General features: G+C 60.5%; 7 protein-coding genes. 2 read left to right on the top strand and 5 right to left on the bottom strand.

The window, feature by feature from the left end; genetic code table 11:
• Window positions 1-273: 273 nt before the first annotated feature.
• Together NO345_RS19100 and NO345_RS19095 are read right to left on the bottom strand one after the other, a co-directional pair.
• On the bottom strand, window positions 274-1,134 hold the full coding sequence (locus tag NO345_RS19100) for a hypothetical protein (protein WP_256301935.1): 861 nt from the start codon (window positions 1,132-1,134) through the stop codon (window positions 274-276).
• Window positions 1,131-3,542, bottom strand: a complete 2,412-nt coding sequence (locus NO345_RS19095; protein ID WP_256301933.1) for a tubulin-like doman-containing protein — start codon at window positions 3,540-3,542, stop codon at window positions 1,131-1,133. Before NO345_RS19095 ends, NO345_RS19100 begins: the two co-directional genes overlap by 4 nt.
• A 559-nt stretch (window positions 3,543-4,101) precedes the next feature.
• Between NO345_RS19095 and NO345_RS19090 the strand changes: the two genes are divergently transcribed.
• Entirely contained in the window at window positions 4,102-6,894 is a 2,793-nt protein-coding gene (locus NO345_RS19090; protein WP_256301932.1) for a hypothetical protein, read from the top strand.
• Entirely contained in the window at window positions 6,884-9,880 is a 2,997-nt protein-coding gene (locus NO345_RS19085; RefSeq protein WP_256301930.1) for a hypothetical protein, read from the top strand. Before NO345_RS19090 ends, NO345_RS19085 begins: the two co-directional genes overlap by 11 nt.
• Window positions 9,881-9,911: 31 nt before the next feature.
• Here the strand turns inward: NO345_RS19085 and NO345_RS19080 are convergent, their stop codons facing one another.
• From NO345_RS19080 to NO345_RS19070, 3 genes are all read right to left on the bottom strand, one after another.
• Window positions 9,912-11,216, bottom strand: coding sequence for a hypothetical protein (locus NO345_RS19080; protein ID WP_256301928.1), 1,305 nt, complete (start codon window positions 11,214-11,216; stop codon window positions 9,912-9,914).
• Window positions 11,213-11,623 carry a hypothetical protein gene (locus NO345_RS19075; RefSeq protein WP_256301926.1) on the bottom strand — a complete coding sequence of 137 codons (411 nt, stop codon included), beginning with the start codon at window positions 11,621-11,623 and terminating at the stop codon, window positions 11,213-11,215. Before NO345_RS19075 ends, NO345_RS19080 begins: the two co-directional genes overlap by 4 nt.
• Before the next feature lie 211 nt (window positions 11,624-11,834).
• A complete protein-coding gene (locus tag NO345_RS19070) occupies window positions 11,835-12,731 on the bottom strand; it encodes a hypothetical protein (protein ID WP_256301924.1) in 897 nt (298 codons plus the stop codon).
• Between the last annotated feature and the right edge of the window lie 468 nt (window positions 12,732-13,199).

Genomic DNA, 13,199 nt, shown 5'->3' with positions numbered 1-13,199 from the left:
GGTGTTGCCTCGCGCTCCACAAAACCTAACTCAATCTGGTCGGTACATCCGTTGAGGCTAGCGTTTTTCGACATGGACACTCAAAAAACGCTACGCCTCACTTTTCAATCCTTATCTGAACACCGCCGACGAACGTCCCCTGTCCGCCCCTCACCGCAACCAACAGCCAGCACGGGAGAACGTCAGCAACGAAGAAAGACCCACGAACGGACCCCGGCGAGACCGCATCAGGGTAGTGCCAGCTGATGGCCTCAGCCCGTACCGCTGGGCCACTCACAGCTTCGGCATGTCGTCGTCGATACTGCTCTTCTCGTCCGACGACCCACCGATCCCGGCAACTCCAGAGCTCTCCTCCGAACCGTCATCCTCGGTTTCCCCGGGGTCATCATCCGTTTGGGCGACCTCGTTCTTCACCGACGATTCGAGCCGGTCGAGTTCGGTGAGGGCGACGGAATCGTCGACACGTCGGCGAGCCCGTGAGAACGCTGGCTCGATTGCGTCCCACGACACCGATTGCGGCCGCCTGAAGTAGACGACGGTAGCTCCCAGGACAGTCCCCGTAAGCCCGACGAGACTCAAGACCGTCGGGGTAGCAAACGGCCCGGTATCACCTGTCGGCTGCGCACGCTCGTGCCACGGATTCGCCGCAATGTCGGCGGTCGGTTCGTAGCGCTGGGAGAGCCGTTGTCCCCGCTGCGTGTAGGCGACCGAAATCCGCGCTGCGTCGACTGTGGTCGGCTCGAGCGTCTCCACCGCCACCTGGAACTGGATGGTGATGGTCTCACCGGGGTCCAGGCGCTCGATCTCGAAACCACCTCTCCTGACCGGCGTCACGTTCACCTCTTGGTTGCTCGGTATGATCGTTGTCCTGAAACTGTCCGGAACGACGAGTGTCTCATCGGCCCGTTCGACATCAATCTGGACGTCACGCAGCGTACTGTCTGTGGCAGCCACGGTCACGTTCACGGTGGCGGTCTGGGCCGGGGACGAGGGGTCGTACTGTGCCGAGACGTTCACCTCGTCCATGGATGTGTCTGACCGACCCTCTGTGGTATCGGCTGCGACGACACCGCCGGCCAGGAGGACGACCAACAGCGCACCCGCCACCGTGAAGCGAGTGACAGCTCCGCTCATTGGTCGCCTCCATCCTCGACGAGCGGTCCCGACTCGGGGCGTTCGCCCGCGATACCTTTCGAGGGCGAGGCGTCCAGCGGGTGGTTCGACGCGAAGAGTTCCGGATAGGCGACACGGGATTCCAGGTCGACTGGTTCGCCGAACAGATCTTGGAGACTGCCATCCTGCCACTCTCTCGTGATGTGGTGGTACTCGGACGCGTTGTCCAGTCGGATCTCGTCGAAGAGCGTCACCAGCGTGATCGAGAACGGCGAGTCGACCTCGTCGATGGTCAACCGTCCCCGGATATCTCGTCCGGCCAGCGTGGTCCTGACTGCGGACTCGGAGAGGAACTGTCGGTTCTGCGCGTTCGAGATGGTCGCCAGGGTCTCCCCCGGGTGGTTGTGGCGTTCGATATTGTCCTCGAGTGGCTCTTCGAGTCGGTTCTCGAGGGCGTAGCGGAGGTGTTCGACGAGTGACTGGTGGTCGATCACTTGCGCCTCGACGAGCTCCGTGAGGTCCGAGGCCGTGGTGATGGTCTCACGGCTGACCTCGTCGAGTGCGTCGACATTGAGGGGAAGCTGTGCGATTCGGCCGTACGAGCCGTCGAGCAAGGTCTCGGAGATGCTCTCGATTGCCTGCTCGCGATCGGAGATCCGGTTCTGTATCTCCGACTGCCGGGATTGCTGTTCTTCGAGGTCGTCCTCCAGGGTATCGACATGGGTGGCGAGCTTCTCCTCGACGTCAGCCAGGCATTGGTTCGTCAGCGTCTCCAGCGCGTCCTGCTGGTCGACGTACCGATCACGGAGTGCTCGCAGCTCCGCCAGCACGTCCTCGACCTCCTCTTTGCGTTGCTTGAGGGACCGGCGCTTCCTGAAGTGGTAGGACTTGGTGTCCTCGATTCGTGCCTCGATCGTCTGGAGTGAGTCGGTGAGATACGGTTCCAGGGACTGTTCGAACACCTGAACGGGTGCGTCGCTCACTCGATCGAGGGAGACGTCCACGTCATCTGCGTTCTTCTCACAGATGTCTTCGACGCGGCTCTGGAAGCGATTCTCCGCGATGCGGTCGTGCAGCTTCGAGCGGGCGAGGGTGAAGAAGACGAACTGCGCGATGTCCTCGTGTGGCGTGTCGTCGTCCCCGGCTGCACTCGACTCGGACACGGCCGACGCGAAGGTCTTTGCTTCGCTAGTCAGCGTCGCGGCCTCGGCCTGCTCGAGGGCCACTGCATCGAGACGTTGGCGTGCCCGGTCGAATGCCGAGGCGACCCGTGAACTGACGACCGTGATCTCCTCCGGGCTGGGTTCCTCGGTCACCGCCATCTCGTCGAGGGTTTGATACCCCTGGATTCGTTGCTGGAGGCTGTCGATTCGGGTCTCGACCTCGGTCAGGGTATCGCGGAGTTGGTCGAGGTGCTCGGTGATGTCGAAGTACCGCTTGGCGTCGTCGATCGGGGCTCGGACGTCGACCGTGTCGAACGTGTAGAGGCGTTCGGTGAGCACGTCTTCGAAGAGGTTCTCGATGCCATCGTCGACGAGCGTGCATCCCACCACGACCGACGAGATGGCGTAGTTGACGCCCTCGATGTAGCTGTTCGTCTCTTCGCCACCGGGAGTGGATGCGTCGCTCCGTTCTTCGTCGACGGGCATCACGAACAGCGCATCCAGCGGGGGAGAGTCGCAGGTGAAGGTGTTGGTGCGGAGTGCGGACACCTTCGTCGGGTCCGGAGCCGCTGGCATGTTGACCTCCATCGGATACGAGGCCTGCATGTCCTGTTGGAGGGTATCGAGGTCCAACAGCGACGCCATCTCTCGAAGGACGATGTTCGAGTTGAGGTAGTAGGCGGGGTTGGGACCAGGGACCGTCCGCTGTGGGAGGCTGAGTTCGGATACACAGGCGATGCCGAGGAGACGCGCGTCGACCTCGACGTTATCGGCGATATCTGACACTATCTGATCGAGCATGACGCTCATCAGTGGATACATGCCAGCCCCTGTACCTCCTGCGACCGACGCACAGAGCCAGACGGTCAGCTCGTCGTCCTGCGTCGTATCGATTGCTGATCGGATGGTCGAAGTCAGCTGGCGGTAGATCCGGTGACTGTGGTACTCGAAGTAGAACCGACCGTTCTTCGGGTCTCGCACTGACCCCTGGTTGGCGAGTTCGAGGTCCTCGGACAACCACTTGATCGACCCGTTCTTCTTGAGGCGGTTGAATATCTGCCCCATCCGGTTGTCCTTCTGGAGTTGCAGTACCTCAAAGTCCCGCGGGAACTCGTCGGTGGGTATCGAGCCGCTGTCGATGACTGCGAACTTCCAGCGGTCGCCGACGCCAGCGTTCGAGACCCGTCTATCGACGGTCTGTGCAGCACGGTAGCCACCGGTGCCGACGGACACGAACACGTGCTTCCTCGTTGTTTCACTGGGCATCTTCGGATACACCTATAATAGCAGACACCCCAATGTCTGACTCCCACCAGTTGCCGACTCGGTGCAGGTTTGGTTCCGGGCGCTGGTGCAGTCTGTAGTGGCCCGCTAGGATAGATGCGACTGGAGCGTGCTGCATCGGGATGATGGGTACCCCGGACCGAGCGTCTTGGTCTGTTGCCTGCAGGCGTAGGCCGAAGTCGGCGTGCTGGTTGCGTACGTGGGTCCGCAGCGGTGTGTTCGGTGCCTGCCGGGGTATCGTGAGTTGAGTCTGATTCCGGTCGACGTCGAACTGGCTGGAATGCTGTCATTATGGTTCGTGAGTATCACGGAGGAGCGGGTCACCCTGCTGTGGCGTTCGGAAACCAGACTGGGTGGTCCGTCGGTAGGGGTCCCGCCCAACGGACTGGTCGCCGAAACAGTGATTGACCCTACACGTCCCAAACGCTTATTTCAGTTCGATTGATGGTTCCCACCATGCTGTTTAGAGTATCTCAGGACGATGTCGGTCACGCGTCATCCCATGCCGGATGGGAGCTGCCTCGGGTGTTCTGCATCGCTCATGCAGAGTGACCAAGCACCCTATCTCGACTCCGACCCCGATCCGCTGGCAGTGTTGTCCCACCTCGAAGCGGCAATCGAACACACTGCCCCCGAAGCCTTCGACCGTGAGACGGATGACGTCTCCGCGAGCGACCGGATGGCGGCCACCGGAGCAGTTGCTACCACGGCCGCAGAGCATCCGATCGCGGCTTCACAGTGCACCCCCCAGCTTCTCACAGCACTCACCCACGTAACCACTGTCACGGGGGCCGAGGCCTCGCTCACGCACGGGGAGCGCCAACGACTAGTACGAGAACTTTCTGGGGCCCTCCGTGACATCGCTACTGAGACCCCATCAGCGGTCTACGACCACCTCACCGATCTCCGAACGCTCCTCGCAGCCGACGCCCTCGAAGCGAGAGCTGTCGCAGCAGAGGTCCTCGCGCAGGCGGCCGACGAGTATCCCGCCCAATTCAACCACCCCGACGCCGTCCTCCGTGCCACACTTGACGACTCCCTTGTCTCGGTACAGAGACACGGCACAGACATCGCCGCCGCCCTTTGTACGGAATGGCCGGCCGAGGTATCCGAGAACCTCCCAAAACTCATCGACCTGCTCGACGCTACCGACGACGACCTTCGACGGAAAGCGGCAAACGCAATCCACGAGCTCAGCATCGTCACTCCCAGTCGCGTGGCAGAAGACACAGACGCCTTGGGAGCTCACCTGCGCGATAGCGATGGCCGCTTCCGCTCCCTCATACTACTCGTCTTCCTCGAAATCGCAGAGATCGATCACGGATCCATCTGGAACTACGTGGACGATCTCGGATGGAATCTGACGCAGAGTCACGAGATCGCACGGGAGCGGGCAGGCGTGTTGCTCTATCGACTCTCGATTCAATCGACCGAGGAACTGCCGGCACTCGTCGACATCCTCGGGACCGCGCTCGAAGTCGAAACCACCGAAAGCCTCTCCCTCCCAGTACAGCAGTTGGCTACCAACCATCCGGAACCCGCCACGGAGCTGTTCGACCTGCTCCTCCAGGAAGCCACAGCCGAGGATTGGGAGCTCGACACACGCGAAGACTTCATCATCGCAGCCTACTGGATTACCGAAGCGACGGACACAGTCCCAGCCGAGGAGACGCTTGAGGCGCTGAAACCTCTTCTCTCGTCCGAGCACGCAGCCCTCCGTGCGGCCGTCGCACTACTATACTTGGAGGTTCACGAGGTCGCCCCGACGAAGGTAGAGAACACTCTTCGCGCTCCCGATGATACGTCGACCGAGGACCTCACGAAACTTGCTTGGATAGATACGGCCGCGTTCGACGAGCAAGCGACGGTGCCAGTACTGAAACAGATACAATCGCAGGCTGAATCGAAGGTCGGTGAAGTTGATACGACACCGCCGGATACAGCGGACCTGATCGAACCGAGGTACAACTTGGCGCGAGAGGAGAACGCCTCGGCGGTTCTAGAACGTGCACTGGAAGCCATACACCGTGAGGACCGGACGGTGCTTGCTGAGATCGAAGAGGTCGTCTCGTACCTCGGCCGTAACTCGAGAGTCACGCAGCGTGTAGCCATCCGCGTCTTCTACCTGGCGAGCCTGAAACACCCGCAGCAGGCCGCTCGGCATCTCGGCGAGGTGTTGGAGCTCACCACCAGTCCTTTTACGCAGATTCGGAGATACGCCGTTCGGGTAGTCTTGCTCCTGGTCGACCACAATCCAAAGCCGGTCATCGAAAACCACGAGCAGTTCCTCGAAGGGGTCGCACACGAGGATAGACTCACCAGACAAGCAGCGGCGTGGGTCCTGATTGAGATCAGTTCACGTGAAACGTCCGGCCTCGCGGCAGTTGTCGACCAGTTGATCGCAGCAATCGAGACTGACTACGTGCTGAGTAGTTTCGTGGTTGAAGTTGTTCTAGCCGATATCGTCGCCGCGAACCCGGAAAGTCTTCAACCACACACTGGGCGGCTGCTAGAGAAATTACAGTTGGAGCTCCGTGCCGACCCCGACGAATTCGAGACAATCGAATCACTGGTTGACCCAGAGATCACAGAGGCCGAAGACCAGATGTCCCTGTCGCTGGTCCCCATGCAGGAGTTCCTAGACGACCAGAACCGCATCGGTGAACGCCCACTGATGTATGTCCTTCTGTCGCTGTTCTTGTTCGATTCGTCACTTATCGTGAAACATAGTGGCGGCATTCGTGACCTCCTGGGCGGGAGTGCCAGAGATACAAAACACGGGGTATGGCTGATTGGGCTCACTGCCAGAGCGGGTGAACCGGGCGTGGAGGAATTCGTCGAGGACATCTCGACATTACTGCTGACAGACGACGCACTCGACCCAGTAGTGACCGATGAGCTCGCCGACTGTCTCGTCTCCGTTACTGAGGTCATCCCGGCTGCATTCGTCCCGTGGCTGGATGAGCTGATATCGCGACTCCTGGAGATCGAAGAGACAGCAGCGACGGGCGCAGCCCACCACGACCTCGTGACCGCACTCCTCAGACTGATCTCGGCGTGTCTCAAGGAGATGAACCCGGAGAGGTATCCAACCCCAGACCGGTTCCTTGCGTTTCTCAAGTACGACGACGAGGCGGGGAAACACGCAACCAGTATCCTCGGCCGGTTAGTCGAAACCTATCCGTCAGAAGGTGTCGAAGCACGGGAAGCAATCGTCGAATGGTGTGCCAGTAGTCAAAACACGGCGGACTTGGTCGGGGCCGTCGAGTTCCTCACCCGGACCGGCTCGGTGTCGACACTCAACGAAACCTTCCACACTACTCATGAAAGCTGAGGACCCGCGCCGAGCGGCTAGAGATCTCGCGCTGCAAGCTTCGCGGAGTCCCGACCTTTCCCAAGCGGAGCTACAGGAGGCATTCGATCTGCTCGAAACCGACCTCCGCGGTGATTCGGCGTTCGAAGCCGTTGAAATCCGGAAGTATGCAGCGGAGGCGATTGTCGCAGTTAGCTTCGAACATCCAGCGGCCGTCACGGAGTATACTGACCGACTCATCACGCAGATCAGGACGCAACAGGAGGTTCTGAGGCAGTCTCCTGTCCTGTACGAATCGACGAGTCTCATCAGCAGCCTCCTCAAGGTACAGGAGTCCCTGCTGCAGGCCATGACCGAGGTTGCTCGCACAACGCCCGCTGCGGTCCGGGAGTCTATCGAAAGCCTGTTCCCGGTCTTCGTAGAGGATAGTATGTACCCCGGGCTCACCTCGACGTTCCTCAATCTAGTCGACGTCTTTGTCATCAGTGAGGAGAACGTGGTCGATATCGAACCGTCGCGATTCTGGAGCCTCGTCGGCGCAGGCGACGAGTCACTGACTGCAAGCGCTCTCAATCTCCTCAAAAGTCTGCACGAACATGGTCGCGGGAGTGTCCTCTCGGACGAGCAGACACTCGCTGAGCTACTCGAAACGGGGTCGCCATCGGGGCGACGTGCCGCAGCCGAGTTGGTGAAAGTCGCTGTCGCCGAGTCTGACCCAGGTGGACTGCAGGACCTGCGGGAAGCACTCGAGGCGCAACTCGGAGCCTCGAACGTTGAGATACGACTGTCCGCGCTGTTCGCACTGTTTGTCTTTCCGAACGTAAGGAAGTCGTCGTACGAACCAGAGATCGAGAGTGGGCTGGCGGCAATTGCAGACTCGGACCAGGAAACGCAGAAGGCAGCTGTGGACGTGTTCTCGGACTTCGCGGACGTCGCTCCGATCACGCGAGTACCAATCGAACCGTTGGTCTCGTTGCTCTATTCCGACGATCGAGTGACCGCGAGCTCGGCGAGCATTCTTCTGGGGGAGATTGCGGAACGGCAGCCGGAGAAGGTGGCTGCGTATCTTGACGAGCTCGCAGAACCGATTGCCAACAGTGGCTACAGCAAGCGCAGTAAGTTCACGTCACTCTCGATCATCTACCTGTTGGCGATACAGGAGCCTGCGGTGGTCGTGCCAGTCGTCCCGACTGTCGCAAGTGAGATCGGCGGGAGCAGTGCCATGCATCAAGGGCATCATCGCCGCGTGAAGTCCCATACCGACCTGTATTCGCAAGCTACCGGCGCGAATCCACAAATCAAACACAGCAATGAAACCCTCCGTTCATCACGCGTCTTCTCCTCCGCGGTCGACCGATCCGACCTCGACGTCGGATTGGACCTGCTCCCGGAGAATCTCGCCGTCCGAATCCTGTTGCGGGTCTCCAAAGACGAGAGTAAAGCGGTTGCGGAGGTGTCCTCAGAGATCGTGTCCGGCCTCAACTCTCCTTCCGAGAAAATCCGGGGTACCACGATCTCGATACTCAATTCGATCACCGAATCCCATTCGCATCGGGTCTCTCCTCATCTTGGATTTATCCTCGATTCGATCACGCAATCTAGGGGCGACCGCCAGACGTTGGACCAGACGGACCTTCGTGGACTCTTCGTCATTTTCAGGACCGTCATCGACTCGTCTGAAGCGTGGTGGTTGTCCTCCCGCGACCTCGACAAGTTCTTCGTACTGCTTGACGCCGAGTTCGACGACAGTGTCGCATACCCGGGCCTTGGCAGACGACTTGCGCTCCGTATCCTGACGAGTCTGCTCTTCCGGTTGCTCATTGAATCATCGACTCTTGGAAGTAGTCCCGGCGACGAGGCCGACGCAGAAAACGAGCTCGAGGGGTCGAACAGCCCCGACACTCCGTCATTGAACCCAGACACGATCCGGGAGGAGATCAGTGAGAAGCGCATTCAGGACCTGGTCGCCCTCGGCGAGGCGGGCTCACTGTACGAACGAGAGAAAGTCCTCAAGATCCTCTTTCTGGTCACTTCCAGCAGCTCCGAGCAGATCGTCCCCCACGTGTCGACCTGTGCAGAGTGGGGACGCGAGGCAGCACCCAACCACGCTATGGACCCCGACAAAGACGTGGTACTGGAGGCGGATGTTACAGCCGAGCAGGCCGAAGATACCGAGAGGAATGCCACTCTCGGAAGGCTCGAGCCGCACCTGAGCAGTGACATCGACACTGTTCGAGCGAAATTGAGCACCCTCTACATGGCCGTCGGCAGTGCACAGCCAACCGCACTCGTCCCAGTCCTCGACACCCTCCTTGACCTGGCAGCGGACACTGACCCAGAGGTATCCAAGACAGCGCTGTCTGCACTTGAGGAGCTCCTCGTTTCACACCGGGCACTCAGCACGGACCTCATTGAGACCGTGACGACACAACTGATACACGGTGACCCGGAGGTCGAAGAAGAAGCTGCGCACCTCCTTTCTGTCGCTGTCTCGGAGGCAACCGAGCCAGCCGCAGCCGAGATGTCCGTCATCACGGTCGCGTTCAAGCAAGCGTCGTCTGTGGCTGCCCGGCTGTTCCTCGCACGCTCGATATCGATACTCGCTGAAAGCCATCCAGGAGAGGTCCTCTCAATCAGTTCGCATCTCGCTACCGAACTCGAAGCTGACATCCCAGACACACTCCAGCAGCGCGACACCGACTACAAGACGGGCGGCGCGGACCTACTGGGGGCCGACCGTACCCACAACATGGCGCTCGTCCGTCGATACCTCTCCCGTGCATTGGAACACTGCCTCTCGGTTCCTGAACTCACGGACCAGTGGTCCCCACAAGTGTTACAGGACATCATCAGGGCTGCTCCCGAGATAGCCCCCACCGCTGCCCGACGCTACGTCGCATACTACGACGATGCCCCCGGGGACCTGATGGCTCCCGACGAACTCGCCTCTAGCCTCGATACCGACCTCCAAGCACGAACCAAAGCAATCCTCGAGGACGAGCCCTAACGACGGTCTCGGCCTCCAGGATTCCGATATCTTAGACCGCGTGCCGTGCGCCGAGCAACCGAGCGTTGTCGATGTACATGCTCGCGCCACAGCCATCGACGCCGCAGCGCCCACCAGTCGTCTGCCTGCACAGTGGACATTCGATCCGCGTCGGGGTCGAGAGGAGTTGGCGGATGATACTATCGAGGACATACGCGTGCTGCCACACTCGATGGTACTGCCACGTGTCCCCCCGCCATTCGACAGGCTGATTCCGGATTGCTGGGTTCACCAGCCACCGTCTCGCCCCATCGGGGAGTTGATAGACTGCGCCACCGAATCCTCCCGGGAACGAGAACCCACCGTGGACGAGCCGACTCAACGGGTCGCTATGCTCTTCCCATAGCTGCCAGCTCCGTTGTTCGCCATCGTCCGACTGCGTCGCCCTGAGCGGCAGGTCGAGCAGCGGAAGTGGTATCTCACGGAGGGTACTCGCCTGCCCTTGCGCCGACGGTTCGTTCATCACCCCCTTTAGTTCGTCAAAGAGGCGAGAGCGCGTGGTCGATGCCGGGTTCGCGAGCCGGTCCCGTCTCTCCAACTCCGAGAGTGCCTCCACCGCCTGGTCCAGCCTGCTATCGATATCTATCTCCTCGACCGGTTGCGTCTCGAACGCCGCCCGCGTGACTGGGGCGACGAGATACGGGATGTCTAACGCCGCGTTCGCAACTGCCTCTGCCGTCAGCCGGTTGTACTCGCTGGCAATCGACACCAGCTCCGCATAGATGTGGTCCGCTGAGTCTGGTGTCTGTGCGTCGAGGTCGACGGACTCGACAGCTTGCTCGATCGTCCGTCGGGCGCTGGCCGGAGCGTCCCTATCAGCCACCAGCACATCGATCTCGTCCTGAATGTGGGCGTCGTCTTCCAACAGGGAGTACGCGAGGAACTTATCCACCTGCTCGAGCGGGTACCGGACCTGGTCGAACAGCGTTTCGATGGTATCGTAGTACGCCCGTGCCGTCGCGAGCGCGTCGCCGGGGTCGTGTCTGCCCTCGAGTGCATCGTACACTGATCGGCCAGCGTCCCGTTTGAGGAGCCGGACGTTCCGCATCAAACCGAACCGTTGCCGGCGACCGTGGAGTAACTCCTCCCGGAACGACACGATCTGGAGCCGCGCCATCGACTCGAGATCGCCGGGGTCGATGGTGATCTGGAACGTGCTGTCACTCGGCCGAGCGAGCGCCGCGAACTGCTGGTTCTCGAACCAGTGTTCGTAGCCGCTGCCTGATCCACTATCGCTGTCGGCGATCGAGGTCGCTGCAAGCCCGAATCGATACCTCTCTCGCCCGTCGTCGCTCATGTGTCCTCGGCGTTCTTGAGGTCGGCCAGGACGGCTTCGACGTCGTCGATGGCGAGGTCTGACTCCTGGATGAACTCGTAGAGTTCAACGGCGTTCGACGGTCGCTGGGTGTCCGATGATTCTTTCGCCGTGGCCGTGCTCCCGAGGGCTCCCGTTCTGCTGGGCTGGGCAGTCACCGACGGGTCCTGTTCTCCGTCGTCGGTCATTCGTTGTTCGATGTCTGCCCGAAGGGTCGTCGTGAGCTCCGCTCGGAGAGCCGGTTCGTCTTCGGTCGCCGCAAGGGGGCCCGTCAGGTCGAGCTGTTCGATGACTGACTCAGCGACGTCGATGACCTCGTCGACGTCGTTTGCCGTTGTCACCCGCATGGTGTCGAGTTCCGGGTCGCCTGCGATTCTCGTGGCCAGCATCCGCGCCTCGGATTCGCCGATGCCGTCGTAGCTCTGGATGATCGCTGTCCAGGTCCGTACGAGTCCCGGGGCAATCGCTCGGATCATTCGCGATCACCGTCCCCTAAGGGCCCCCTTTGCGTTGCAGTGGGGCTGGGAGAGTGTGGGGTGTGCGTTGGTTGCATTGGTGTATACTCGTGTTCGGAGACTTGTGAAAGTGCATGTAACACCATCACATACTCACCCGTGGCTTGAGCTCGTACTCGAATCGAATCACTGTCTCGGACGTACTGGTCTCCTCCGTGTATACCGGCGTCCAGTCGACATCCCCGCCCTCGCTCACGTCGGTGAAGTCCACTGTGTTCGTGGGCTTTCGATCGGTCGACTCGACCGCGACATTCGAACACAACATGAGTAACGCGTTGTTGAGCCCATATTCGTTCGTGACGGTCAGGTCACCACGGATACTGCCTTTGATTGTGAAGCCTTTCATCGTCCCGGAGAGCTCCTCGGCTTCATACGGTCGGAACTCCTCGAATTCGACCGTCGGAAGGCCACTCAGAGGGATCTCATCCGTGAATCGCTCATCCTCACTCGAGTCCACCTCCAGGTCGTAGAAATCAGCGGTCTTTGCGTACCAGTACGCCTTCAGCGGTCGATGGGTCGCCTTGAACCCGGGGTCGTACGACCAGTCGCTGGTCTTGTCGTTGATATACGCGACGACCCGGGCGACGATCGGGTCGACCGGCGCGTGGAATGGGTCCACGAGCCAATCGAGCACAGCGGGAATCCGAACGAGTAGTGGATCGCCCGGTCGATTGACCTTCGGAACCGTGTACGCACCGCCATGCTGGAGTGTGGGCTCGAAGTGCCCGGCATCAGAAAGGTCGCCGCCTGACACGTCTTCCCTATCCTGGAAACTGGGGAACGAGAGCACTCTATCCGCAACCTCGCCTTTGCGGAGCACGACCTTCCGTGCGGCTTGAAGCGAGAGGTAGGTATCTCGTTTCTTTGGGTTCCCGAACGCTCGTTTCCAGAACTGGTTCCGGTAGGGGCTCGGCGTGAACGTCTGCCAGTCCCAGAGTGCGCCACCCGGAGTGAGAAGAGAGTGGTCGCTCGATTCAGTCATCGGCCCGATCACACGTACGAACGATTCCCATGACACCTCCCGCAAGTGGCTGGAATAAGTAATTTATGAAAACACGGCAACACTACCGGGCCGGGCCCGGAGCGCTGGCAGCTCTCCACCTCGGCGAGCGGTCGGATTTGAATCGAGGTCAGAATGATACCGCACGCAACCCAATTATCCGGGCTGATACGCCAACCCGTCTGTTCCGGTGCAGCGAGGCATATCACACCGCCCGCTGTCGATTCCCGTCAGCCAACGGAAAAACAACCTGGGCACGTCGCACGGCACAACACTCGGCCACCGTCATTCGGTCGGCTCACGGTCGGAAACACATCCAGTACCTGGCCCGTGCCTAGAGCAGTCGTGACGGCCAACACCATCCAGACAACGCACCGGTTGGCCGTTCACAGGGCAGGTGGAGCAACAGATCCTGCTGTCTCTCCCTACCCAAACCAACAACACACCCAA

The organism is Haloarchaeobius salinus (assembly GCF_024464185.1).
GTDB lineage: Archaea > Halobacteriota > Halobacteria > Halobacteriales > Natrialbaceae > Haloarchaeobius > Haloarchaeobius salinus.
The sequence above is the reverse complement of the archived record's forward strand: the minus strand, read 5'-3'. Positions and strand labels throughout refer to the sequence as shown.

Coding starts and splice junctions, on each gene's coding strand:
- NO345_RS19090 (WP_256301932.1), top strand. CDS start 4,102: ATGCAGAGTGACCAAGCACCCTATCTCGACTCCGACCCCGATCCGCTG.
- NO345_RS19095 (WP_256301933.1), bottom strand. CDS start 3,542: ATGCCCAGTGAAACAACGAGGAAGCACGTGTTCGTGTCCGTCGGCACC.
- NO345_RS19075 (WP_256301926.1), bottom strand. CDS start 11,623: ATGCTGGCCACGAGAATCGCAGGCGACCCGGAACTCGACACCATGCGG.
- NO345_RS19080 (WP_256301928.1), bottom strand. CDS start 11,216: ATGAGCGACGACGGGCGAGAGAGGTATCGATTCGGGCTTGCAGCGACC.
- NO345_RS19085 (WP_256301930.1), top strand. CDS start 6,884: ATGAAAGCTGAGGACCCGCGCCGAGCGGCTAGAGATCTCGCGCTGCAA.
- NO345_RS19100 (WP_256301935.1), bottom strand. CDS start 1,134: ATGAGCGGAGCTGTCACTCGCTTCACGGTGGCGGGTGCGCTGTTGGTC.
- NO345_RS19070 (WP_256301924.1), bottom strand. CDS start 12,731: ATGACTGAATCGAGCGACCACTCTCTTCTCACTCCGGGTGGCGCACTC.